General features: G+C 67.6%; 16 protein-coding genes and 1 pseudogene. 5 read left to right on the forward strand and 12 right to left on the reverse strand.

Features of this window, described 5'->3' with window-relative positions:
* Positions 1–41: 41 nt before the first annotated feature.
* Together AC3A4M_RS05825 and rsmI are read right to left on the reverse strand one after the other, a co-directional pair.
* The gene (locus tag AC3A4M_RS05825; protein WP_498734565.1) at positions 42–1529 is read right to left on the reverse strand and encodes an NAD-dependent succinate-semialdehyde dehydrogenase; all 1488 of its coding nucleotides are present in this window, start codon (positions 1527–1529) and stop codon (positions 42–44) included.
* A 168-nt stretch (positions 1530–1697) separates the two neighbouring features.
* Positions 1698–2564: a 16S rRNA (cytidine(1402)-2'-O)-methyltransferase gene (rsmI, locus tag AC3A4M_RS05830; RefSeq protein ID WP_498734566.1), complete on the reverse strand. Its 867-nt coding sequence runs from the start codon at positions 2562–2564 to the stop codon at positions 1698–1700.
* Positions 2565–2808: 244 nt separating this feature from the next.
* Here rsmI and AC3A4M_RS05835 point away from each other — a divergent pair, with 244 nt between their 5' ends.
* Positions 2809–4452: a dolichyl-phosphate-mannose--protein mannosyltransferase gene (locus AC3A4M_RS05835; RefSeq protein ID WP_498734568.1), complete on the forward strand. Its 1644-nt coding sequence runs from the start codon at positions 2809–2811 to the stop codon at positions 4450–4452.
* A gap of 74 nt (positions 4453–4526) precedes the next feature.
* Positions 4527–6335, forward strand: a complete 1809-nt coding sequence (locus AC3A4M_RS05840; protein ID WP_498734795.1) for an AMP-dependent synthetase/ligase — start codon at positions 4527–4529, stop codon at positions 6333–6335.
* A gap of 59 nt (positions 6336–6394) precedes the next feature.
* Here AC3A4M_RS05840 and AC3A4M_RS05845 read toward each other — a convergent pair whose 3' ends face one another.
* Both AC3A4M_RS05845 and AC3A4M_RS05850 read right to left on the reverse strand, forming a co-directional pair.
* Positions 6395–8137 carry a TIGR01906 family membrane protein gene (locus AC3A4M_RS05845; RefSeq protein ID WP_498734570.1) on the reverse strand — a complete coding sequence of 581 codons (1743 nt, stop codon included), beginning with the start codon at positions 8135–8137 and terminating at the stop codon, positions 6395–6397.
* Positions 8138–8300: 163 nt separating this feature from the next.
* The gene (locus AC3A4M_RS05850) at positions 8301–9293 is read right to left on the reverse strand and encodes a stage II sporulation protein M (protein WP_498734572.1); all 993 of its coding nucleotides are present in this window, start codon (positions 9291–9293) and stop codon (positions 8301–8303) included.
* 91 nt (positions 9294–9384) lie between these two features.
* On the opposite strand from AC3A4M_RS05850, the gene AC3A4M_RS05855 reads away from it, so the two are divergent.
* Complete coding sequence (locus AC3A4M_RS05855; RefSeq protein WP_498734573.1) at positions 9385–10188, forward strand: RDD family protein; 804 nt, start codon at positions 9385–9387, stop codon at positions 10186–10188.
* Positions 10189–10237: 49 nt separating this feature from the next.
* On the opposite strand, the gene AC3A4M_RS05860 is transcribed toward AC3A4M_RS05855, so the two are convergent.
* The 4 genes from AC3A4M_RS05860 to AC3A4M_RS05875 form a co-directional block, all read right to left on the reverse strand.
* Positions 10238–11347: a pyridoxal-phosphate-dependent aminotransferase family protein gene (locus tag AC3A4M_RS05860; protein WP_498734575.1), complete on the reverse strand. Its 1110-nt coding sequence runs from the start codon at positions 11345–11347 to the stop codon at positions 10238–10240.
* A gap of 524 nt (positions 11348–11871) precedes the next feature.
* Positions 11872–13365, reverse strand: coding sequence for an adenosylhomocysteinase (ahcY, locus tag AC3A4M_RS05865; protein ID WP_498734577.1), 1494 nt, complete (start codon positions 13363–13365; stop codon positions 11872–11874).
* Between the two features lie 19 nt (positions 13366–13384).
* Positions 13385–13654, reverse strand: coding sequence for a Trm112 family protein (locus tag AC3A4M_RS05870; RefSeq protein WP_498734579.1), 270 nt, complete (start codon positions 13652–13654; stop codon positions 13385–13387).
* A 105-nt stretch (positions 13655–13759) separates the two neighbouring features.
* Positions 13760–14149 (reverse strand): DUF3499 domain-containing protein, encoded by a 390-nt coding sequence (locus AC3A4M_RS05875; RefSeq protein ID WP_264668958.1) that lies wholly within the window; start codon positions 14147–14149, stop codon positions 13760–13762.
* A 91-nt stretch (positions 14150–14240) separates the two neighbouring features.
* Here AC3A4M_RS05875 and AC3A4M_RS05880 point away from each other — a divergent pair, with 91 nt between their 5' ends.
* Complete coding sequence (locus AC3A4M_RS05880) at positions 14241–14732, forward strand: metallopeptidase family protein (RefSeq protein ID WP_498734581.1); 492 nt, start codon at positions 14241–14243, stop codon at positions 14730–14732.
* Positions 14733–14768: 36 nt separating this feature from the next.
* Here AC3A4M_RS05880 and AC3A4M_RS05885 read toward each other — a convergent pair whose 3' ends face one another.
* From AC3A4M_RS05885 to AC3A4M_RS05895, 3 genes are all read right to left on the reverse strand, one after another.
* Positions 14769–16604: a DUF5719 family protein gene (locus AC3A4M_RS05885; protein WP_498734583.1), complete on the reverse strand. Its 1836-nt coding sequence runs from the start codon at positions 16602–16604 to the stop codon at positions 14769–14771.
* A 2-nt stretch (positions 16605–16606) separates the two neighbouring features.
* Positions 16607–20119 (reverse strand): glycosyltransferase family 2 protein, encoded by a 3513-nt coding sequence (locus AC3A4M_RS05890; protein WP_498734585.1) that lies wholly within the window; start codon positions 20117–20119, stop codon positions 16607–16609.
* A gap of 116 nt (positions 20120–20235) precedes the next feature.
* A complete protein-coding gene (locus tag AC3A4M_RS05895; RefSeq protein WP_498734587.1) occupies positions 20236–20790 on the reverse strand; it encodes a WhiB family transcriptional regulator in 555 nt (184 codons plus the stop codon).
* Positions 20791–21189: 399 nt separating this feature from the next.
* Between AC3A4M_RS05895 and AC3A4M_RS05900 the strand changes: the two genes are divergently transcribed.
* Positions 21190–21894 (forward strand): TIGR03089 family protein, encoded by a 705-nt coding sequence (locus tag AC3A4M_RS05900; protein ID WP_498734589.1) that lies wholly within the window; start codon positions 21190–21192, stop codon positions 21892–21894.
* Between the two features lie 185 nt (positions 21895–22079).
* Here the strand turns inward: AC3A4M_RS05900 and AC3A4M_RS05905 are convergent.
* A pseudogene (locus AC3A4M_RS05905) lies at positions 22080–22586 on the reverse strand (GtrA family protein); the annotation flags it as partial.
* Between the last annotated feature and the right edge of the window lie 7 nt (positions 22587–22593).

Genomic DNA, 22593 nt, shown 5'->3' on the forward strand with positions numbered 1-22593 from the left:
GGCGGCAGGCCATCCGGCTTGCCGCCCCACTGTAGAGCAGGTTAGAGCTGGTCCGCGTACGGATCGGCGATGCCGACGTACTGGGTGTAGAGGTATTCCTCGATGCCCTCGGAGCCGCCTTCACGGCCGAGACCGGACTGCTTGACGCCACCGAACGGAGCGGCGGCGTTGGAGATGACGCCCGCGTTCAGGCCGAGCATGCCGGTCTCCATCTTTTCGCTCACGCGCAGGCCGCGGTTGAGGTCCTTGGTGTAGACGTAGGCAACCAGGCCGTACTCGCTGCCGTTGGCCAGGGCCACGGCTTCGTCCTCATCGCGGAACGTGACGATCGGAGCCACCGGGCCGAAGATTTCCTCGGCGAGGATGCGCGACTTCGGCGAGACGTTGGTGAGCACGGTGGGCTGGTAGAAGTAGCCCGGGCCGTCCACGAAAGCGCCGCCGGTCACGGCGGTTGCGCCGTGGGAGATCGCGTCCGTGACGAGTTCGTGCACACCGTCGCGGGCCTTGCCGTCGATCAGCGGGCCGACGTTGGAGCGCTCCTCGGTGCCGCGGGCCGGGGTCAGCTCGGCGATGCGGGCGGCGAACTTCTCGGCGAAGGCCTCGGAGATGGTGTCCTGCACGATGAAGCGGTTGGCTGCGGTGCAGGCCTCGCCCATGTTCCGCATCTTGGCGGCGAGCGCGCCTTCGACGGCCTTGTCCAGATCTGCGTCGTCGAAGACCACGAACGGGGCGTTGCCGCCGAGCTCCATGGAGGTGCGCAGGACCTTGTCCGCCGAGTCGCGGATGAGGGCCTGGCCCACCGGAGTGGAACCAGTGAAGGAGAGCTTGCGCAGGCGGTCATCCTTGATCAGCGGTCCGGTGACCTTGCCGGCGGTGGAGGTCTGGATGACGTTCAGCACGCCCGCCGGCACGCCGGCCTCGATCATGACCTGGGCGAAGAGCAGGCTGGTCAGCGGGGTCAGGGTGGCGGGCTTGAGGATGGCCGTGCAGCCGGCGGCGATCGCGGGGGCAATCTTGCGCGTGGCCATGGCCAGCGGGAAGTTCCACGGCGTGATCAGCAGGCAGGGGCCCACCGGCTTCTTCTGGACGAGCAGGCGGTTCTTGCCGTCCGGGGCGGTGGCGTAGCGTCCGTTGACGCGCACGGCCTCTTCGGAGAACCAGCGGAGGAACTCGGCGCCGTAGGCAACCTCGCCGCGGGCTTCGGCCAGGGGCTTGCCCATTTCCATGGTCATCAGGAGGGCGAAGTCTTCGGTGCGCTCGGTGACGAGTTCGAAGGCGCGGCGCAGGATCTCGCCACGTTCGCGCGGGGCGGTCTTGGCCCAGTCGGCCTGGGCAGCAGCTGCGGCATCCAGTGCGGCGGCGCCGTCCTCGGGCTGGGCGTTGGCGATGGTGAGCAGGACCTTGCCGGTGGCGGGGTCTTCGACGTCGAGCGTCTGTCCGCCGGCGGCGTCGCGCCACTCGCCGTTGATCAACAGACCTGTGGGAACCTTGGCGAGCAGTTCTGCCTCGCGGGTTGCGGTGTCACCCATAGCGGTGCCTCCAATTTTTCAGCATTGAATCGACGGGCGAGCTGCCCAACTGCTTTTACGGTAGGTGGTGGCGCTCACGGCTGTAAATGCAGGACTGCACTAGGTCGCTTTATTACGCCTGTGCAAGTGTACAAGGACGATTAGTTCGATGGCTCTGGCCGCACCAGGTCAGGAGCGCGCGGCCAGCACGGCCGAGTAGAGCTCGCGCTTGCTGATCCGCGCGTCCGCTGCGACCGCCGCGACGGCGTCCTTCAGGCGGGAACCTTGGCTGATCAGCTCATTCACTGCGGCAACGTGGTCTTCGGCCTGCTCCGGCTCTGCATCCGGAGCTCCGGCAACAACGACGGCGATTTCACCGCGCACCTCGGAGGACTCGGCCCACTCCAGCAACTCGCGCACCGGACCGCGGAGCACTTCCTCGTGCAGCTTGGTCAGTTCTCGGCAGACCGCCACTCGCCGGTCCGGCCCGAACGAGGTGTCCAGCGCCCGCAGCATCGGCTCGAGGCGGTGCGGCGCTTCGAAGAACACCATGGTCCGCTTTTCATCCGCCAGGTCGGAAAGTCTGGCGCTGCGCTCCCCGGCCTTGCGCGGCAGGAAGCCTTCGAACGTGAAGCGGTCCGTTGGCAGGCCCGACAGGGCAAGGGCCGTCAGCACTGCCGACGGTCCCGGGATGGCGGTGACCACCACACCGTCCTCTACAGCGGCTTCGACCAGGCGGAATCCCGGGTCCGACACTGCCGGCATGCCGGCGTCGGTTACCATGATCAGGGTCTTGCCGCCGCGGATGAGCTCCAGCAGTTCGGCGGTCCGGGTGGCTTCGTTGTGCTCGTGGTAGCTGATGATTTTCCCGGAGGCGGTGATGCCCAGGGCATGCAGGAGCTTGTGGAGCCGGCGCGTATCTTCCGCGGCCACAATGTCGGCGGTCTGCAGCAGCTCCACCAGGCGGGTCGAGGCATCCCCGATGTTGCCGATGGGCGTGCCCGCCAGCACGATTTGTCCGCGGCCCGCGCTGTCCGGCTTTTCCTGCTCATTCACACGACAACCCTACCGCCCCGCCACAGGAAGCGAGCCGGCAGAGTGCTTGATTGACCGTCGGCTTGGACACTTTCGATCCCCCGCTCAGCCAAGAGGCAGAACCTTCACATGTGCACAATGGCGGCGATTCCCAGCCTCGGTAGATAAGGTCTGTATGTGGCTTCATTGAACAGTCAGTCCTGCCCACAGCACCCACGGGGTCGCACTACCCCGACGCATACCCAGCAAGTTACCCGCGGGTAACATGTTCACCGTGACCCAGACTACCAGCCAGCGACAGCATGAACCGGAGCGCCCGGCGCACTGGCTTCAGGCGCCGGCGCATGCTTTCAAAGGAGACGTGCTGAAGCGGCGGCTGCTGGGCGCGCCCATAGTCTTCGGGATCTGGGGCTGGCTGGTCCCCGTGCTGGCCGCCGCGATCGGCGGAATCCTGCGCTTCTACCGCTTGGGCGAACCCGGCTCGCTGGTTTTTGACGAGACCTATTACGTCAAGGATGCCTACTCTTACCTGCAGTCCGGCTATGAGCGGGAGTGGCCGGAAGACGCCAACGATTCCTTCAATGCGGGCAACCCTGACATCCTGCTGGACTCCCCCGAGTATGTGGTTCATCCGCCGGTGGGCAAGTGGATGATCGCGTTCGGCATGTGGCTGTTCGGCTCGGACAACGGCTTCGGCTGGCGCTTCGGCGCGGCGCTGGCCGGCACACTGTCCATCCTGATGATCGCGCTGATCGCCCAGAAACTGTTCAAGTCCCCCGTCCTGGGCGGCGTCGCCGGTTTGCTGACCGCCGTCGACGGCCACCATCTGGTGCATTCACGCACCTCGCTGCTGGATATCTTCCTCACGTTCTGGGTGGTCGCGGCGTTCGGCGCGCTGCTGCTGGACCGCGACGACGGACGACGGCGGCTGGCCGGCAAAGTGGCGGCCCTCGCCGGGCCGTCCGGGGTACCTAATAAACTGCAACTGCTCTACGGTCCGTTCGTGTTGTGGCGGCCGTGGCGGCTGGCGGCCGCGGTCTGCATGGGCCTCGCCGTCGGAACGAAGTGGTCGGCGCTGTCCTTCGTCGCGGTGTTCTGTGTGATGGCCGTGCTGTGGGATGTCAATGCCCGCCGGATCGCCGGAATCCGCGGCTGGATCTCCGGCGGGGTCTTCCGCGATGGCGTACCCGCGTTCTTCACCATGATCCCGCTGGCGGCCGTTACCTATCTGGCCACCTGGACGGGCTGGTTCCTGTCCCAAGACGCCTACCACCGGCAATGGGCCCGCGACAATGCCGGCGGCATCTGGGGCTGGGTGCCGGATCCGCTGCGCTCCCTCGCCGAGTACCACCGCAGCGCCTACACCTTCCACAACGGCCTGGATTCCGAGCACCCGTACCAGTCCAACGCCTGGACCTGGCTGTTCATGGGCCGGCCCACCTCCTTCTACTACCACTCGGATGAAAACGGCGTGAACGGATGTGCCGTCGACACCTGCTCCACTGCCGTAACCGTGGTGGGCAACCCGCTCATCTGGTGGGCCGCGGCGCTGGCGCTGATCGCCGTCGCCTTCGCCTGGCTGGGCCGACGCGACTGGCGCGCCGGCGCAATCCTCGCCGGCCTGGCCGCCGGCTACCTCCCGTGGTTCCTGTTCCCGGACCGCACTACGTTCTTCTTCTATGCCATCTCCTTCCAGCCGTTCCTGGTCCTGGCCCTGACCTATGTGCTCGGAATGTTCCTCGGCAGGCGGACGGATCCGGTCTGGCGGCGCCGCCAGGGACTGGTAGTGGTAGGCGGGTTCATCATTGCCGTGCTGCTGGTTTCGGCGTACTTCATACCGGTTTGGACGGCGGAGCAGATCCCCTACGATCAGTGGCGGTGGCGGATGTGGATGCCCAGCTGGGTATGAGCCGACGGGCCGGGCAAGAGGGAACCCGGGCAACAGGAAACTCGAGCAACACCAACGAGGAAAGCGAGAACGCGGTGCGCGAAGCGTCAACCGAACTGCTGAAGCGCATGCCGGACGGCTCCAACATCACGGACATTCTCATGGCGCGGCACAAGCGCAACCCGCAGCATGCCCTCTATGCCGTGAAGCGGGCCGGTGTGTGGACCGACGTGTCCGCCGCCGAACTCCTCGGCCAGGTTTCCTCGCTGGCCAAGGGGCTGATCAACGCCGGCATCCGGCCCGGGGACAAGATTGCGGTGATGTCCAAGACCCGCTTCGAATGGACCGTGGTGGACCTTGCGGGCTGGTTTGCCGGCGCCGTGGTGGTCCCCATTTACGAGACGTCCTCGGCGCACCAGGTGCAGTGGATCCTCGCCGATTCCGGCGCCAAGCTGGTCTTTGTGGAGGACGAGTCCAAGGCCGCCGTCGTGAATACGGCCATGCAGGAGTTGCCCGCCCCGCTGCCGGTCTGGACCATGGCCGGAGCCAACCCGGGCCTGGCCGAACTCCGGGCGCAGGGCGCAGCCGTGCCGGATGAGGAGCTGGAGCAGGCCCGCACCTCGCGCACGTTGGAGGATGCGGCGTCGTTGGTCTACACCTCCGGCACCACCGGACGCCCGCGCGGCTGCATCATCACTCACGGCAACTTCGCCGAGCTCGCCCTGAACACCACGGAGTTCCTGCCCGCCATCCTCAAGGAGCCGGGCGCCAAGTCGCTGATGTTCCTGCCGCTGGCCCACGTTCTCGCCCGCGCCGTCCAGGTCATCTGCCTCGCCGCCGGCGTGAAGATGGGCCACACGGCGAGCATGGTAGACCTGATCGATGACCTCCGCACGTACAACCCCACCTTCCTGCTGGTGGTGCCGCGCGTGTTCGAGAAGGTCTACGCGTCCGCCAGGCAAAAGGCGCACGACGACGGCAAGGGCCGGATCTTCGACGCCGCGGCCGACACCGCCGTCGCCTATTCGCGGGCGGCCGACGCGCGGGACCGCGGCACCGGCTCCGGCCCGGGCCCGGTCCTGAGGCTCAAGCACTCCGTCTTCGACAAGCTGGTCTACGCGAAGCTGCGCGCCGTCTTCGGCGGCCAGGTCCGCTTCACGGTCTCCGGCGCGAGCGCCTTGAATCCGCACCTGGCGCACTTCTTCACGGGGATCGGCATTCCCGTGCTCGAGGGCTACGGGCTGACCGAGTCCACCGCGCCCGCCGCGGTCAATCTGCCGGGCCGCAACCGGATCGGCACCGTCGGCCTGCCGCTGCCGGGCACCACCATCCGCATTGCCGATGACGGCGAGGTGCTGATCAAGGGCATCGGCATCACCCCCGGCTACCACAACGACGACGCCAACCGGGAGAACTTCACGGACGGCTTCTTCCGGACCGGTGATCTGGGCACAATCGACGACGACGGCTTCCTCACCATTTCGGGGCGGAAGAAGGACCTGCTGGTCACGGCCGGCGGCAAGAACGTGGCCCCGGGTCCCTTGGAGGATGCGCTCCGCGAACACCAGCTGGTGTCGCAGGCCGTGGTCGTCGGCGAGGGGAAGCCTTTTGTGGCCGCGCTGCTGTGCCTTGATCCGGACGGCGTGGCCGCCTGGTGCAAGTCCCGGTCCCGGAACGGCCTCAGCGTTGCCCAGGCCGGTTCGGACCCGGCGGTGCTGGCGGAGCTGCAGTCCGCGGTGGACCATGCCAACAAGCTGGTCTCGCGCGCCGAGCAGATCCGGAAGTTCACCGTGCTGCAGCAGGAACTGACCGAGGCCTCCGGCCACATGACGCCGTCGCTGAAGCTCAAGCGGATCCAGGTCATCGAGGACTTCACCGCGGACATCGACCGCCTCTACAGCTGATCTGACGGCTACCGCTGATCCGGCGCCCCGCCGCGCTTGCTGTGCGGGGCGCCAGATACTTAGAAGTCTTCGCGCAGGTCCTGCAGGTAGCGGGCCCGGGCAGCGGCGAGCTTCTCGGAGCTGCGTTCCCGCCGGGACTTGGTCGGCCAGGTGAAGGCCAGCACCAGCGAGGACACCATCAGCACCAGCACCGCGATCACGATGCCCGCGTCCATCCAGAACTGGGCGGGGAACAGCCGGATCAGCGTGTCGTCCACAAAGAACGTCCACGTACCGTCCGCGAAGAAGACCCCGTGGAACGCGGTGAAGAAGCCCTGCCAGTTCAGCGCGCCCAGCACGCCGAGCACGATGATCAGGATCAGGGTGGCGGCGGAGCCGGCAAACAGGCCGCGGCGGATGCCGCCGGGATACTTGCGCGCCAGGTAAATCACGGCAAGTACGCCCAGAACCAGCATGACCGCACCGGCGATCCACGCACCCATGATGACGGTCTTCACGTCCGCCATATGGCCGACCTCGCTGTCGAGGAACAGCTGTTCCCCGTCCGGCCCCACCAGCCCACCGAGGTAGCGCGGACCGGCCCAGTTCAGCAGGTAGTCCACCGCGTACGAGCCGTAGGTCATCCGGTCCTCGGTGCTGAACCCGAAACTGTCCGCGGGGAACCCCGGCCGGTGGTACTCGATCCACAGGAACAGCGGCGTGCACACTGCGCGGATTGCCCCGATGATCAGCAGGAACGGAAAAAAGACGGCCAGCATGACCTGCAGGATCCGGCCCGCCGGCGGCTTCGCGTTGACGGCCTCCTCACGCTCGGCCGCCCGGCGCTCCACATCCGAAAGCACCGGCCGGTTCGGCTTTGCGGCGCCAGATTTGGCAGGCCCGTTGCCTGCTCCCTTGCCAGCCCCGCCGTTGGCGGCTCCGCCCACAGCCGCGGACGACGCCGTTGCTGCCGCCGCCGATGTTTTGCCGGCCCCTTTATCTCCGGGACGGGTCCGGGTCTTCTCCGCGCGCACCATCTCAGCCGGTCCTGTCTGCCATTCGGACGCCCGGTCCGGCCCGAGGTTCGCCGGGTTCGGCTCCGGGTTCGGTCCGTTTGGAGACTGAGCGCCGTCCCGCGGTTCGCCCGAAGTCGGAGCGCCGTCCTGCTGGCCGCCCGGAGTCTGGGCTTCCTCCTGCGGTGCGCCCGTGGCGGCCCGACGTCCGGTACTGGGCAGTTCGGAGGAATCAGGCGACCCGGAGGTGGCCGGTGAGCCGGAGGTAGCAGGCGAAACAGCGGAGGTTGCTGCGCTTTCCGAAGCCGCGCTGCCAGCGGAAGCCGCCGCTGTGAGAACCACCTTCGTTTCCGGGGCCGCCTTATCTGCCGACGTCCGCGCAGCCGCAGGCGTCGCGCCGACCGCGGCCCGGTCTACTTCGGGCTGATCCGGTTTTGCGGAAGCGGCGGCCAGCGCCGAGTCAGTCGGCTTGGGTGCTGGACTCCCCCAGCCGGGAACGGCGTCCGGTTTGAAGCGCGAAGCAGCGGGAGCACCGCCGTCGCTCTTCCCATTGGAAGCGCCGCCGTCGTTCTTCGGTGAGGAGGCCCCGCCGTCGTTATTCTTTGCCGAGCCGCGAGGCTCCTTGTTGAAGGCGCTCAGATCCGGCAAGCGGCTGGCCTTGCGCATCGGCAGCCGGTTGGACTCGTCAAGGAACCGGCCGCTGGCCGGGACCGGAGGCGCGGGCACCTCGATGGGGTCGCTGTCGGTATCCGGCGTACGGTCCGTACGGGGGTTCTCAATGTTGCCGGAGATCCGGTCCTCGCCTGCCACGTTCTCCCTCTTTCCTCGCGCTCGCCACATCTGTTAAAGACAGTACCGCCGGGAGCGTTCCGGCCGCGGATGCCACCCCGACGGCACCCGATGAGTCGCCTCGTTACCGGCGGCTCCGGCGTGAGGCTCCTCAGCGCTGGCCAGACCCAGTTCAGGGAGCAGCTCAGCTGGTCCGGGCGACCTCGCCGGCGTCGAAGCGGCCCAGGTCGCCGCGTTCCCCGGCGTTGTAGGCGCGCCGTCCGAGCACCAGAGTATAGGTCCAGTACGCGGCAAGTACCAGCGCGCCGATGCCGATGCGGACCCAGTGCGGCAGGTCGCTCGGCGTCACAAAGCCCTCGATGAGGCCGGAGATGAACAGGACCAGCACCAGTCCCAGGGCGACGGTGATCAGCGAACGGCCTTCCCTCGCGAGCGACGCGGCGCGGGTCATCCGGCCGGGTGAAACCCAGGACCAGAAGATCCGCAGGCCTGCGGCGCCGGCGATGAAAATGGCGGTTATTTCCATCAGGCCGTGCGGCAGGATGTAGAGGAAGAACGTGTCCAGCTGGTCATAGGCCGCCATCATTCCGCCGGCCATGCCCACGCCCTGGGCGTTCATGTAGAGCACGTACGGCACCCAGAGACCGGTCACGCCGAAGGCCACGCACTGGGCAGCGATCCACGCGTTGTTGGTCCAGACCATGCCGGCGAAGGACGCGTTGGGGTTTTCCTTGTAGTAGTTGACGAAGTCCTCTTCGACGTACTGGCGCAGCTCTTCGTCCGAGCCGATGGCCTTGATGACCTCGGGGTTGCCGGTGACCCAGGCGCCGAAGAGCCAGGACACCAGGATAAAAACGACGCCGATGATCACCGTCAGCCAGCGGATCCGGTAGAACGCGGCGGGCAGCGAGAGCACAAAGAAGCCGGCAACATCCTCCGCGAAGTTGGAACGGGCGCCGGTGAATTTGGTGCGTGCGCGGGACAGCCGCGTGGAGAGCGCGCCGGAGAGCTGGCTTTCGGGCGCGATCGAGCGGATCATCGACAGGTGCGTGGAGGTGCGCTGGTACAGCACCAGCAGCTCGTCGGCTTCCTCGCCGGTCAGGCGGCGCTTCGCGCTGAGCTCGTCCAGGCGTTTCCAGTCATGCTGGTGCACCGCGGTGAAGGCATCGATATCCACCCCTCCAGCCTATCGTTCCGCGACCGCGCGGGTGCTGGGTTGGGCCGCCGGGCGCTCGGTTGCGCCGCCGGGTGCTCGGTAGAGTGGTGGCATGAGTAACATCGTCACGGGCGAGGCCGTGGTCCTGGAACTGCGTCCGGCGTCGTTCGGGGTGCGCGCGCTGAGCTCGATGATCGATTGCATCATCAACTTCCTGCTGCTGATCCTGACCACCGCGTTCCTGGCGGAGACCGTGCAGATCGGTTTCGACCCCGCGGCGGCGCAGGCCCTGGTGCTGACCATGGTGGTGTTTTTCCTGGTGATCGTGCCCGTGACCCTCGAGACGCTCACCCGCGGCAAGTCGGTCGGCCGCCTGATCATGGGACTGCGGATAGTGCGCGACGACGGCGGTTCCATCCGCTTCCGGCATGCCTTGATCCGTGGGCTGGTCGGCGTGTTCGAGCTGTACCTGCTGCTCGGTTCCGTGGCGTTCGTCGTCGCACTCTTTAATGACCGGTCCAAGCGGCTGGGCGATCTGCTCGCCGGGACCTACAGCATGCGCGAACGGGTGGGCGTCATCCCGCAGGAACTGCCGCACATTCCGCCGCAGCTGGTGCCGTGGGTGAAGCTGACGGACATGGGGCGGTTGCCGGAGCCGCTGGCGCGCCGGATCTCCCAGTTCATCGTCCAGTCGCCCAAGATGATTCCGGCCTCGCGGGAACGGCTGGCGATCGATCTGGCGAACGAGACCTCGGGCTTTGTTTCTCCTCCGCCGCCGGCCGGTACCGCGCCGGAAATGTTCCTCATCGCGGTCATGGCCGAACGCCGGGAACGCGACTTCGCCCGGCTCAGCCGCCAGTACGAGCGGTCCCAGGCCCAGAGCAAGCGGCTGCACTCGCTCCCGTTCCAGGACTGAACGGCTTCGGTTCCGGACCCACCGGCCCGGAACCGAACCCGCCATCAGGTCAGGCCTTGGCGATGGCTTCCCTGAGGGCGCCTAGCAGCAGCGCCACCGAGGCCGGGTTGGCGTTCGGACCCATGAGCCCGATCCGCCAGACGGTGGACGTGAATTCGCCGGCGCCGGCGCCGATCTCGATGTTGAAGTTCTCCAGCAGGTAGCCGCGGACCGCCGCGGAGTCGACCCCCTCGGGAACCAACACCGTGGTCAGCTGCGGCAGCCGGTGGCCTTCGGCGGCGAACAGCTCCAGGCCCATTTCCTGCAGCCCGTCCTGCAAGGCCTTGCCGGCCGAGCGGTGGCGTTCGGTCACCGCGTCGAGCCCCTCCGCCAGGATGCGGTTAATGCCCGCTTCCAGGCTGGCCACCATGCCCACCGGAGCGGTGTGGTGGTAGGCTCGCTGCCCGCCGGGTGCACCGTTGACGTAGCCCCCGAGCAGCCCCAGATCCAGGTACCAGGACTGCGGCTTCGGCACGCGGCGCTCGAAGGCGCGGTCCGAGATGGTGAACGGCGCGAGGCCCGGAGCCACACCGAGGCACTTCTGGGTGCCGGCATAGCCGATATCGATGCCCCACTCGTCCGCGAGGATGGGCATGCCGCCGATGGACGTCACGGCGTCGGTAATCAGCAGGGCGTCGCCCTTGATGGCGCCGAGCGCAGCGGTATCGCTCAGGACGCCGGTGCTGGTCTCGGCGTGGACGGCGGCGATGACCGTGGGGTTCGGATGCGCCGCGGCAACCCGTTCGGCGTCCACCGGCGTGCCCCATTCGTGGTCCACGCGCACCACCTCGGCGCCGGCCCGCGAGGCAACCTCGCACATCCGCTCGCCGAAGAGGCCGTTGACAGCGACGACGGCGACGTCGCCGGACTGGACCGTATTGACGAAGGCGGCTTCCATGCCGGCCGAGCCGGTAGCGCTCAGCGGCAGGGTCCGCGCGTTCTCAGTACCCCAGAGCACCCGAAGGCCCTCGTTGGTCCGGTCCATCCGCGCGATGAATTCCGGGTCCAGGTGCCCGATCAGCGGCAGGCCCAGCGCCGCGGTCGCCTCCGGGTAGGGGTTGCACGGCCCCGGCCCAAACAGATGACGGGTGGGAATAATCCGATCCGGACTCATGGTCATGACGTCTGCATCCTAACGTTGCGAGCGGTTCTCGGTGCAGCCTGGCTACACACCTCTCTTCATCATGCCAGCCGGTCCGGCTTTTCGTGCTTCGGCGGCCAGGACAGGACAACATGAACAACGTTCAGCGGATTCATCCCGATCGGATGGAGGAACCGGAGCCCGCGGGTGGAGGGGAACCGGAGCCCGCGGATGGAGGGGAACCGGAGCCCGGCGGTTGGGGGGGAACCGGAGCCCGGCGGTGGGGGGGGGGGAAACCGGAGCCCGGCGGTTGGGGGGCGCTCTGCCGGACTCCGGAGTCTTGCTCACTCCGGTGCCGGTGTCGGCCGGCCCTCGTGATCAAGACTGGAACCAATGTTCGCCTGACGTACTTGAAAAAACCTCAGTCCCAAATATCGATCCCCCACGATTCCCCATTTTGGGGATGCAGGAAAACGGCGGGCCGGACACCCGAAGGTGACCGGCCCGCCGTCGTTCGCTGGAAAGCGGAGGTGCGTTTAGTAGCGGTGCGGCTTAGTAGCGGCTTAGTAGCGGTAGTGCTCCGGCTTGTACGGCCCGGCCACGTCCACGTCCAGGTACTCGGCCTGTTCCTTGTTCAGCTCCGTCAGCTCCACGCCGAGGGCGCCGAGGTGCAGGCGGGCAACCTTCTCGTCCAGGATCTTCGGCAGCACGTAGACCTGCTTGGCGTATTCCGGCTCGCCGGTGGCCGAGTCCGCGGCGGGCTTGCCGGCCTTGGTGAACAGCTCGATCTGCGCGATGGTCTGGTTGGCGAAGGAGTTGCTCATGACGAAGGACGGGTGGCCGGTGGCGTTGCCCAGGTTCAGCAGGCGGCCCTCGGAAAGCACGATGATGGAGCGCTCGGTGGCGGTTCCGGCGTCGAAGACCCACTCGTGGACCTGCGGCTTGATCTCGACCTTCTGCACGCCGTCGATCTTCTCGAGCCCGGCCATGTCGATCTCATTGTCGAAGTGGCCGATGTTGCCGACGATGGCCTTGTTCTTCATCTTGAGCATGTCGGCCGCCATGATGACGTCCTTGTTGCCCGTGGTGGTGATGAAGATGTCGCCCTGGTCCACAACCTTCTCCAGCGTGGTGACCTGGTAGCCGTCCATCGCCGCCTGCAGGGCGCAGATCGGATCGATCTCGGTGACGATCACGCGCGAGCCCTGGCCGCGCAGTGCCTCCGCGGCACCCTTGCCCACATCGCCGTAACCGCAAACGACGGCGACCTTGCCGCCCATGAGGACGTCGGTGGCGCGGTTGATGCCGTCCGGCAGGGAGTGGCGGATGCCGTACTTGTTGTCGAACTTGGACTTGGTGACCGAGTCGTTGACGTTGATCGCCGGGAAGAGCAGCTTGCCCTGTTCGGCCAGCTGGTACAGGCGGTGGACGCCGGTGGTGGTTTCCTCGGTCACGCCCAGGATGCCGCCGGCAATGCGGGTCCATCGCTGCGGGTCCTCGGCCAGCGACTTGCGCAGCACGTCGAGGATGATCGTGTACTCGTGGGCGTCATCGGCGGTGGCGTCCGGGACGGCGCCGGCGGCCTCGAAATCGACGCCCTTGTGCAGCAGCAGGGTGGCGTCGCCGCCGTCGTCGAGAATCATGTTGGGGCCGAGCTCGGGGTTCTCGGCAGCGCCGGGCCAGTTGAGGATCTGCGTGGCGGTCCACCAGTACTCCTCGAGCGTCTCACCCTTCCATGCGAACACCGGCACACCCTGCGGGTCCTCAACGGTTCCCTTGCCGACGACGATGGCGGCCGCGGCCTCGTCCTGCGTGGAGAAGATGTTGCACGAGGCCCAGCGGACCTCGGCGCCGAGCGCGGTCAGCGTCTCGATCAGCACGGCGGTCTGCACGGTCATGTGCAGGGACCCGGCGATGCGGGCGCCCTTGAGCGGCTGGCTGGCACCGAACTCCTCGCGCAGGGCCATCAGGCCCGGCATCTCGTGCTCGGCGAGGCGGATCTGGTGGCGGCCGGCCTCGGCCAGGGAAAGGTCCTTGACCTTGTAATCGAATGACATGTGTTCTCCTGGGCGTTGGTTAGGCGTCGGTTGCCGGGGTGTTCGGGGAATTGTCGGTGGCGGGCTGAGCGCCGGGCTGCGCGTCAGCCGCCTGAGCGTCGGCGGCCTGGCCGGCTTCCTGCAGCGCCGGCGGGAGCAGAACGGGGATGCCCTCGTCGATGCGGTAGCGCAACTGCTGGCCGCTGGCATCCTTCGCGCTGGAAACCAGTTCCTCGCCTTCCTGGACCAGCGACGATCCGGTCACCGGGCAACGCAGGACGGCAAGCAGTTCAGGGGAAAGATGGGCCATGGTGATAGTTTCCTTTGATCCTGTGATCCTGGCGTCAGGACGTACCGGCACGCAGACGGCCCGGGCTGGCCGGCGGCGCGGATTTCTTCACTTCAGGTTATCGCCCTACTGCTGTCCGCGCAGAATGCGCAGGTGCCCGCGGCGGGCTCCGCCGGACTCGGACGGCGGTTCGATCGGTTCACGCAGGCCGCGCTGGGCAGGTGCTTCGTCCGGATTGTCGGGGACGGTTCCCGCCTGGCGGACTGCCTTGGCCAGGGCCATCAGGTCATCGGTGTTCGGGACGGGAGGCTGCTCGGGCAGGGCCAGCCGCATGACTTCCCAGCCTCGCGGTACGGTCAACCGCTCCGCGTGTATGGCGCACAGGTCGTAGCAGTGCGGTTCGGCATAGGTGGCCAGCGGCCCGAGGACGGCCGTGGAATCGGCATACACGTACGTCAAAGTAGCGATGGCCGACCGTTGACAGGCCGAGCGTGAACATTGGCGTATGGATCCCACGACTATGCATCCTACCCGCCTCAGGCCTCCATCACGTGCAGCGGCACGCTTCGGAAGTGCTTTTGGCGGCGCACAGGATTAGAGTCGATATATGAAAAACGGACCATCGCTCAATGTCAGGCTGAGTGATGCAGCGCAGTCCGGGGGCAAATCAAAGCCGTTCGAAAAACGACGGCGGAACCGCCACGGGCGCGGACTGCGCGGTGAGCTTCTGCCCGCCCACCTGCCGGGCAACCGTACCCGGGAGGAACGGTTCGAAGGCTGGGTCTCGGACTCCGCGGAACGGCTTCATTATTTGTGGGGGGATCCCATCGAGGCCACCCAGTTCGTGGTCGCCGACATCCCGCCGGACCTGGAGGAACTGGTTGCCGCGGGCGGCCCCGCGCCCCTTGGCAGCTTCACTCCTGCGGCTCCGGGACGGCCCGCCGTCGTTACTGTCTTCCGGCGTCCGGTGGAGCGGGAGGCGGACAGCAAGGAAGAGCTGCCGGAACTGGTGCATGACGTCGTGGTGGAACAAGCCGCCGAGTTGCTCGGCATGGCGCCCGAGGCCGTCGACCCCAGCTACGGCCGCACCCGCTCCTGACCCCGTCAGCCCGGCTGCCTCAGTAGCCCAGCTGTCTCAGTAGCCCAGGAAGACCGGCACGCTCTGCCGGCCCTGGGTTCCCGGCGGAACAGCCAGCACCGAGATGTTCGGCGAGCTGCCGTTGAAGACCACCTGCGAGCCGTAAACGGGGTCCCCGGTGGCCCCGATCAGGAGGGCCGCCGGATCCGCGCCGTTGGCCTTCGGATTCAGCGAGACGGTGCTTCCGCCCGGCACATCGACCACCTGCTCGGTGCCGGGCTGGCCGTTCGCGCTGATGGGCGTCACGCTGACCTTGGCGTTGCCTTCCGGGGCGATGAAGGAGAACCGGGAGCTGACGCCGCCGGGCATGATCGCCAGGTGTTCGCTGCCCAGCCGGTCGGTGGACGGAGCCCAGCCGAAATCGACAGGGTCGCCCTCGCCCGTGCCCCGGCTCACCCGTGCCGAAGCCACCACGGACACGTCCGAGGTCACCTCCACCGAGTATGTTCCCGTCGGAAGCGAGTCGAGCGGGATAGCGGACACCGTTCCCGCCGCCACGTTGAAGACTCCGCCGCCGGGCAAAGCCACCTGGCCCTTCGGACCGAAAACTCGCACTTCCACCGTGGCGTCGCTGGCACCCGGGACCACCACGTTCAGGGCGGGCGAGGCATTCTCGTACCCGGCCTGCCCGCGGATCTCCTGCGCAGTTTTCTCGTCCTGCACGGCAATCCCGGTCAGCACCTGGCTCAGGCCCGCACCGGCCGACGGCTGCAGCAGCTCCACGCCGCCAGGGGTCAGTTCGCGCAGGATGCTCTGCTGGATGGTCCCTACTATCGGACCGCCGGAGGAACTGACATGCACGGCCAGCGATTCCTGGTTGGCAGCCAGGCCCGCCAGCACAATGGACTTCGATTCGCCGGGGGCGATAAGCAGCCCGCGGCTGCCGGCGGCCTGGACCGGCCCTTCGGCACCGACGAGTTCCAGGTCCACCGTGGATGCGGTTTCGGTGGCGTTGTACAGGTTGAGCACGGCGCTGCTGCCTACAGTGGTGGAGGCGCCAAGCAGCCAGAAGTCGTTCGACGGCGTCATGCAGTTGGCCGCGGCCAGGCCGCGCAGGTCGCCGTCTTCGGCGGTGTAGGTCATTGCCGCCCCCGCCTGCGGATGCTGCTGCCCCATCGGCTCCACCGTCAGCACGGTGGCAGCGGAGATATCCCGGCTCGGCACCACTTCGGCCAGGACCTTGGTCTCCCCGGCTTCGCTGCGGCCGGTGCTGCCTGCTTCACCGGTGAACTCCGCGATTTCGCGCAGCGGAGAGTCGGAGCCGAGTTCGAACAGTGCGCTGCCGGGTACCGTTCCGCCCAAATCACTAAGAACGACGGCGCGTGCCCGGGTTTCCGCCGTCCTGGAGACAGGGCTGAACTCGGGATCCACCTCTTCGGCGGAACTGTCCAGGAGTTTCAGCGGCTCGGGGCAGACACCGGTGTACTCGCCCGCGGGGACGGCAGCCGAAACGGGCGGCAGTTCGGCGGCAGCCCGGGGTGGCTGCATGACGCTGCCGGCGACGACGCCACCGGTGCCGAGAACGAGGATGCCCAGCCCGGCGGCAAGACCAACCAAGCGGCCGTTCTTCTTGCCGGCTTTAGGCTCGGCCTCCCGGCCGTCCGGGCGCGGTGTTGCATCCGACGTCGTACCCGCGGCGGGAGCAGAGGCGTTCGTGGCTGCCGGGGCCGGACCTGCGGTTGAAGACTTTGCTGCCGCGGCCGCTTCAGCCTTGGCGGCCCTCGCCGCGCGGCGCCCCTTGCGGGTCCCGCGTGCGGCCTTGCCGGGCACAGCGTCCTGCGGATCGGCAGGGGCGGACTGCTCGTCGGGCTGGTTGTCAGGCTTGTCTGCCATGGCTACGGTTCCTTCCCTGCCGTGGCAGGTGCCGCGTCGGCGTGGTGCCTGTCGGCGGGGTCGATCTCATGTGCGGCGATCCGCAGTTCTTCGGGGCTGCTGTCCGTGCCGGTGGTTCTAATATGGTCGATCCGCCGGGGCACGAAGCGCTGCCGGGACGGAATCGGGACGGCCAGCAGGACGGTGATGCCGAGGAAGATGATCTGCACAATGGCTACCCAAATGCCCCACGGATTGGTGTAGCTGATCCGCAGCTCGCCGCCTGCTTCGGGCACCTTGAACGCCTGCGCCCAGCCGTTCTCCGCCTGCTCGAGCGGCTGCCCGTCCAGGGTTGCACTCCACCCCGGGTCCATCCGTTCGGCCAGGACCACCATCCGTCCGGCGTTGCCTTCGGGAATAGTGGTGCCGGCGCTGGTCCAGGAGGACGGCACGGTCTGCAGCAGGGCTCCGGTGCTGTCGATCACGCGCACGCGGCTGGTCAGCGTGCTGCTGGCCTCGCCGTCGCCGCTCTGGTCCGGCACTACGCGCCACAGCCAGCCCGAATCCGTGCGTCCCACGGCGCTGAGGCCGGGCACGGCGTCGATCCTGTTGGCCAGCAGTTCCGCGGAACTGTCCGTCTGCTGCAGCACCACAAAGCCGACGCCGAGCCGCGCCAGTTCCTCCCGCGGGTCCACGCCGGTGCCGGCGGCGATCACGGCGACCGCGTTCCGGGCGGCCGCGGTGGCGTCGTCGTCCTCCCGCCGTTCAGCGTCGAAGAGGCCGCCGGTAATGGAGCGGGCCGCGTAGATCGGGGACAGCTGGTCCATGGTGGTGCCGCCGCTGTGCATCACGGCGGCGCTGATCGAGCCGCTCTCGCTGCTCAGCACCAGCGAACGGGTCTGTTCGGGCCCGGTCCCCCGGTCCGTGGCCGTGGCCGGGAGGATCCGCGCCTGGCTCGGCTCCAGCTGCATGTCGGTGCCGAAGTCGGTCAGCGCGCGCCCTTCGGCGGCAACGGTTTCCACGGCGATCAGCTGCGGCAGGAGCCAGTGCCCCAGATTCAGCACGGGGCCGGCAGCCAGAACAACGACGGCGGCAATGGCTATCGCGCGGAAGACACCCTTGCGTTCCTTCCGCGGCTCGTTCAGGGTGTGCAGGCGCCGCATGCCGCTGTCCCCGCCGATCAGGGCGGCGGCCAAAAGCAGGAACAGCGCCAGCGAGACGAACGGTCCGATGAACGGGGGCACCATGGCACCCGGTGCGATGGCGGTAGCGATCATGGCGGAGACCCAGCTCGCCGCCAGGGCCACGATCGCGCCCAGCCAGGACAGGCGGGCAACGCCGGCGCTGCTGCCGGGAAGCAGCAGGCCGACGGCGGCCAGCACCAGCATCGGAACGCCGGTGAGCAGTGCGAAGACCAGCGCCCACGGGCCTTGGCCGAGGGACTCGAGGAAGCCGGAGGCACTCAGACCGGCGGATATATCGAACGCCACGGGGAAACCCATGACCTGCTGCCAGAGCGGGGCGCCGTCGAAGAACAGCGGCACGCCCGGGTCGCCGAGCAGCGCCCGGGGGGTGTCCAGCGCGGTCAGCAGCATCGGCAGGGCGAGCGCCAGTGGCGGCACCAGGGACCACCACACGGTTTTGGCGCGCCGGCCGCGCTTGAGGCAGATGATGCCGACGAAAATGATGAAGACCGGCAGCAGTGCCGGAGCGGAAGCGGTGATGACAGCCAGGCAGAGACCTGCGGCAGCGGCAGCGGTCCAGGACGGTATGCCGTTGATGCCGGGCTTGTGGATGACTTCGGGCCGGGGCTTGAGCGGATCCGGGTTCAGCCGCTGCACTGCGGAGCCGCTTGCCCGGACCAAGCCCAGCACGGCCCACGGAATCATCAGGTGGGCGATCAGGGCGCCAAGCCGGCCGGAGCCGAGGGCCACCTGGAGAACCGGCAGGGTGGCCCAGAAGAAAGCGGCCCACAGGCGCAGCGAGCGGCGCTGGGTGAAGGCGCCGGCGGCCATCCACGCCGCGAGACCGGCCAGCGGCATCGCCAGCAGGATCAGGGTGAGGACCGCGGCGGAGCCGTTGCCCAGCGCGAGGATTGCCAGCACGGCCAGCACATAGCCGAACGGATCGCCGTGGCCGGGCATGCCCGAGCCGAGACTGATCCACCAAGCGGAGGAGTTGTGCCAGATTTCGGCAAGATCCGCGGAGACCGGAAGCAGTGCGCCGCCGGCCAGCGCCGGAACGCCGAGGAAGCCGAACATGCCGATGATGGACACGAGCGCCAGGACCAGGGTGGCGGCCACGGCGCCGGTGCCTACCCAGGTCCGCAGCGGCGAGGCCATGGAGGCGAATTCGTCGGAGCCTCCCGTGGGTTCGTAGCTGCCGGTGGTGTCGGTGCCCGTGCCGTCCCCCAGCACATGCTCGGCGCTGACGGATTCCATCAGCGAGCGGCGGTAGGCAAAAACATCCTGCCGTTTGACCATCAGCGGCTTGATGATGCTTCTGGATGACCTGCGGGTGGCACCGGCCTGCTTGCGCGCCTGCAGGAATTCCCGCGGCCGGAACAGCGCGGACAGGGTGGCCAGGAGCTGCCGCAGGCCGTGGCCGGGGTCCTTGGCAACGGTGCTGATGATGAAGCTGAAGAAACCGCCGAGCAGCGTGCCGATCCACAGGAACGGCAACTGCCACCACGCCGCGTGCTTGAGCCGCAGGTGGACCTGGGACCGCCGGGCCGCCATGGCTGCAGCATGCGGGTTGCCGCGTGAGATTGCATGCCGCATTGTCGCCGTCGGCACCACGACTACGCGGTTGCCGGCCAGCCGGTTGCGCCAGCAGAGGTCCACATCGTCGCCGATGCCGGGCAGCGCCGGGTCGAACCCGCCCAGTTCCTCGAACGCATCGCGGCGGATCAGCATGCCGGCGGAGTTCACGGCGAAGAAGTCGCTGCGGCCGTTGTACTGGCCCTGGTCCATCTCGTCCAGGTCGATCATGGTCAGCCGTTCGGCGCCGCGCGTTACCGTCAGCCCGACGTCGATCAGCTTGCGCGGATTCTCCCAGTCCACCTGCTTGCAGCCGGCGATGGTGACCGACGGCGCGGTCTCCACGGCCAGCAGCAGTTCTTCCAGCGCGTCCGGTTCCGGCGCGGAGTCATCATGCAGCAGCCACACCCATTCCTGCACGCGGCCGCCGGCAGCAGCCATGGCCGCGGGAGCGGTAGCGCCGCCAGCAGCGGCCGTGCGCGTAGCGGGGCCTCCGGCAGTCCCCTCCGCAGCCGGGGAATCCCCCTGGCCCGCGGCGGCCGGGCGGGAAGCCTCGGCCAACTCGTCAGCCTGGCCCGAAGCCGGGGACGAAACGAAGGCGTCAGGCGGAACCGTGGCCGGCACGCCGTCGTCGTTCTTCTGGTTCTTAAGCTCGTCCAGGGCAACGCGCACCGCCGTGCCGAATCCGGCCCGGGCAGAGGCCTTGACCACGGGGCTGCCCGCCGGCAGGGTCTGTTCCAGGAGCGAAACCGAGGCGTCGGTGGAACCGGTGTCCACGCCGATGTGGAAGTCAGCCGGCCGGGTTTGCGCGTTGAGGGCAGCGAGCGTCTCGGGCAGGTATTCGGCGCCGTTGTGGGCGACAACAACGGCGGTAACGCGAACTTGCTGGTGAATTAGACTGCCCGCTTCCTTAGGCGTCGGCGCTCGCGCTCCGAAAGACCGCCCCAGATTCCAAAGCGTTCGTCATTGGCCAGGGCGTACTCCAGGCACTGGGCGCGCACGGTGCACGCGCCGCAGACCTTCTTGGCGTCCCGGGTTGAGCCGCCCTTTTCGGGGAAGAACGCCTCCGGGTCCGTCTGGGCGCACAAAGCATCCGCCTGCCAGCCCAGCTCGCCCTCATCGTCGAAGTCCGAGCCGAATCCGGGCAGACCGATCCAGGCGGGCTGTTCCTTCGGCGGCGCGACCTCGTGCAGCATTCGCGGCGCGGCGAGTTCATGTGTTTCATCGGCCTGCAGATCCTCGACGTCGGCAGCAAGTGCCTGGTGCGCCGCGAGAAATGCGGTGGCCTGGTTTTCCAGAGACTGCTGGCTTGTTTCGTGGTAGCGCTCTGCCGCTGCGGGATCAGCCGGATCCACATACCAGTCCGCCGGTACGCCGCGGGAACCGTACCGGATTGAAGCCTGTGCCTCTAATTCCGTACGGTCCGTTATACGCTCTGCCTGCCCCATGAGCCCTCCCGGTGTCGTTGTCCCAGCCTGTGCCAGATATGCAGTGGCCTGAACAGCCGCTGCGTCTTCATTGCTGTTACAAATCCGATACCTAATTACATGGGTGTAAGTCGTGCAAGTCAAGCCAAAGCGGGAATCTTATCGAGTCCGACACCAAAAAAGCGTGCACGCCACGCCCGAAAGCGTGGGTGGGATTCCCCGGCGCGCCGGAAAGCCCGTCATCTCAAGGAATACGCAAGCTGCAGCCCAATTTACTACTCGCGGCCGGTGGTGTCAGCGGGGCGCATGTGATCTGTGGAAAGCGGGCGGTGAAGCGATCCGCTCCGATGCCGGCTCAGGCACCTGCGGATACGCTGGAAGCAAGCCGCAACCGAACCGTTCTACCCTCAAGGAGCACCCGTGCATTCAGTGAGCACCATCGACCAGCTGCTGGCAGCCCTGCGCCCGGATTCCTCGCCCGCGCTCATCTGGTACGGCCCGGATGGCGAACGAGTTGAACTCTCCGGCCGGGTGCTGGACAACTGGGTGGCGAAGACGGCAAACCTGCTCTCGGAGGAACTGGATGCCGAGCCCGGGACGGTCATCCGCCTGGCGATGCCGCCGCACTGGCGGTCCATGGTGTGGGCGCTGGCCGGCTGGCAGACCGGGGCCACGCTGACCGTGGACGCTGCCGGGGACGACGGCGGCACGGAGCCCGACGTCGTCGTAAGCAATGAGTTGGACCAGCTGGGCGACGGCCCGGCGTACCAGGTTGCTGTGGCCGAGGGCGCGCTGGCGCTGGGGTGGCCGGGCGCACTGCCCGAGGGCGTGCTGGATTACGCGGCCGAGGTGCGCTCCTACGGCGACGTGTTTATGGGGATGGGCTCGGCCGAGAACTCGGCAACGGCCTTGGAGTACGACGGCGGCTCGCTCACCTTTGATGCGCTGCTGCACCGCGAGCCTGTCGGCCGCAACATTCTGATTCCCACGAAGTCGGACTGGTTCACCACCTTGACCGAGGCCGTGGCCACCTGGCTCGGCGGCGGAACCGTGGTGCTGTGCCACCAGTCGGTGCACGACACGGCGAAGCTGGTGGCCAACGAACGGATCACCGAACAGCTCTAGCTCGGCGGCTGGGAGCGCCGGCGGCCGGGCCCGGCCACGTGTCCATCGCGGGCCTGGCTGTCGCCTGACTGACCGTCAGAGCTGAACCCGTCACGTTCATTCTCGCTTGAGCTGATTCCACCGGCCGCGGTTCCGGCGCGGTCAGATCCGCCGTGCTCGCGGCCGCCGCTTTCTTGACCGCGGTCATGCCCGGCACCGGCGTGCTCGTGCTCGAAGATCTCGTGGTCATGCGCAAACTCCGGCTCGGCATCCAGCTCGGCATTGAAGACCAGGAAGCGGTAGGCGAAGAAGCGCATGACTGTGGCCACCACGGTGCCGAAGATGCCGGCGATGAGCAGCTCGGTGCGGCCTTCGATGTCCAGCAGGTACTTGGCGATCCAGACACACCCGGCCGAAATGAGCATGCCGATGACGTTAATCACTACGAACATGATCAGTTCGCGGACCGGGTTGGGCTGGCGCCGGTCGCGGAACGTCCAGTAGCGGTTCGCCACCCAGGAAAACAGCGTGGCTACCGAGGCCGAAACCAGGCGTGCCTTGACCTCGCTGTCCGACATGGGGCCGTTGATGAGCCACCAGTAGAGGCCGTTGTCGATGACGAAAGCCACGCCGCCGACGGTCCCGAACTTCGCCACCTCCCGCCAGAACAGGGAGATGAGACCCCGGATGCGGTCGGCGATCGTTTTCTGCATGAGCTTC

Source organism: Arthrobacter sp. Soil_C_60, from assembly GCF_057656375.1.

Bases quoted from the DNA above. Each gene is read 5' to 3' on its own strand.
- AC3A4M_RS05825 (WP_498734565.1), bottom strand. From the start codon at position 1,529: ATGGGTGACACCGCAACCCGCGAGGCAGAACTGCTCGCCAAGGTTCCC.
- AC3A4M_RS05835 (WP_498734568.1), top strand. From the start codon at position 2,809: ATGTTCACCGTGACCCAGACTACCAGCCAGCGACAGCATGAACCGGAG.
- AC3A4M_RS05855 (WP_498734573.1), top strand. From the start codon at position 9,385: ATGAGTAACATCGTCACGGGCGAGGCCGTGGTCCTGGAACTGCGTCCG.
- AC3A4M_RS05860 (WP_498734575.1), bottom strand. From the start codon at position 11,347: ATGACCATGAGTCCGGATCGGATTATTCCCACCCGTCATCTGTTTGGG.
- ahcY (WP_498734577.1), bottom strand. From the start codon at position 13,365: ATGTCATTCGATTACAAGGTCAAGGACCTTTCCCTGGCCGAGGCCGGC.
- AC3A4M_RS05870 (WP_498734579.1), bottom strand. From the start codon at position 13,654: ATGGCCCATCTTTCCCCTGAACTGCTTGCCGTCCTGCGTTGCCCGGTG.
- AC3A4M_RS05880 (WP_498734581.1), top strand. From the start codon at position 14,241: ATGAAAAACGGACCATCGCTCAATGTCAGGCTGAGTGATGCAGCGCAG.
- AC3A4M_RS05885 (WP_498734583.1), bottom strand. From the start codon at position 16,604: ATGGCAGACAAGCCTGACAACCAGCCCGACGAGCAGTCCGCCCCTGCC.
- AC3A4M_RS05895 (WP_498734587.1), bottom strand. From the start codon at position 20,790: ATGGGGCAGGCAGAGCGTATAACGGACCGTACGGAATTAGAGGCACAG.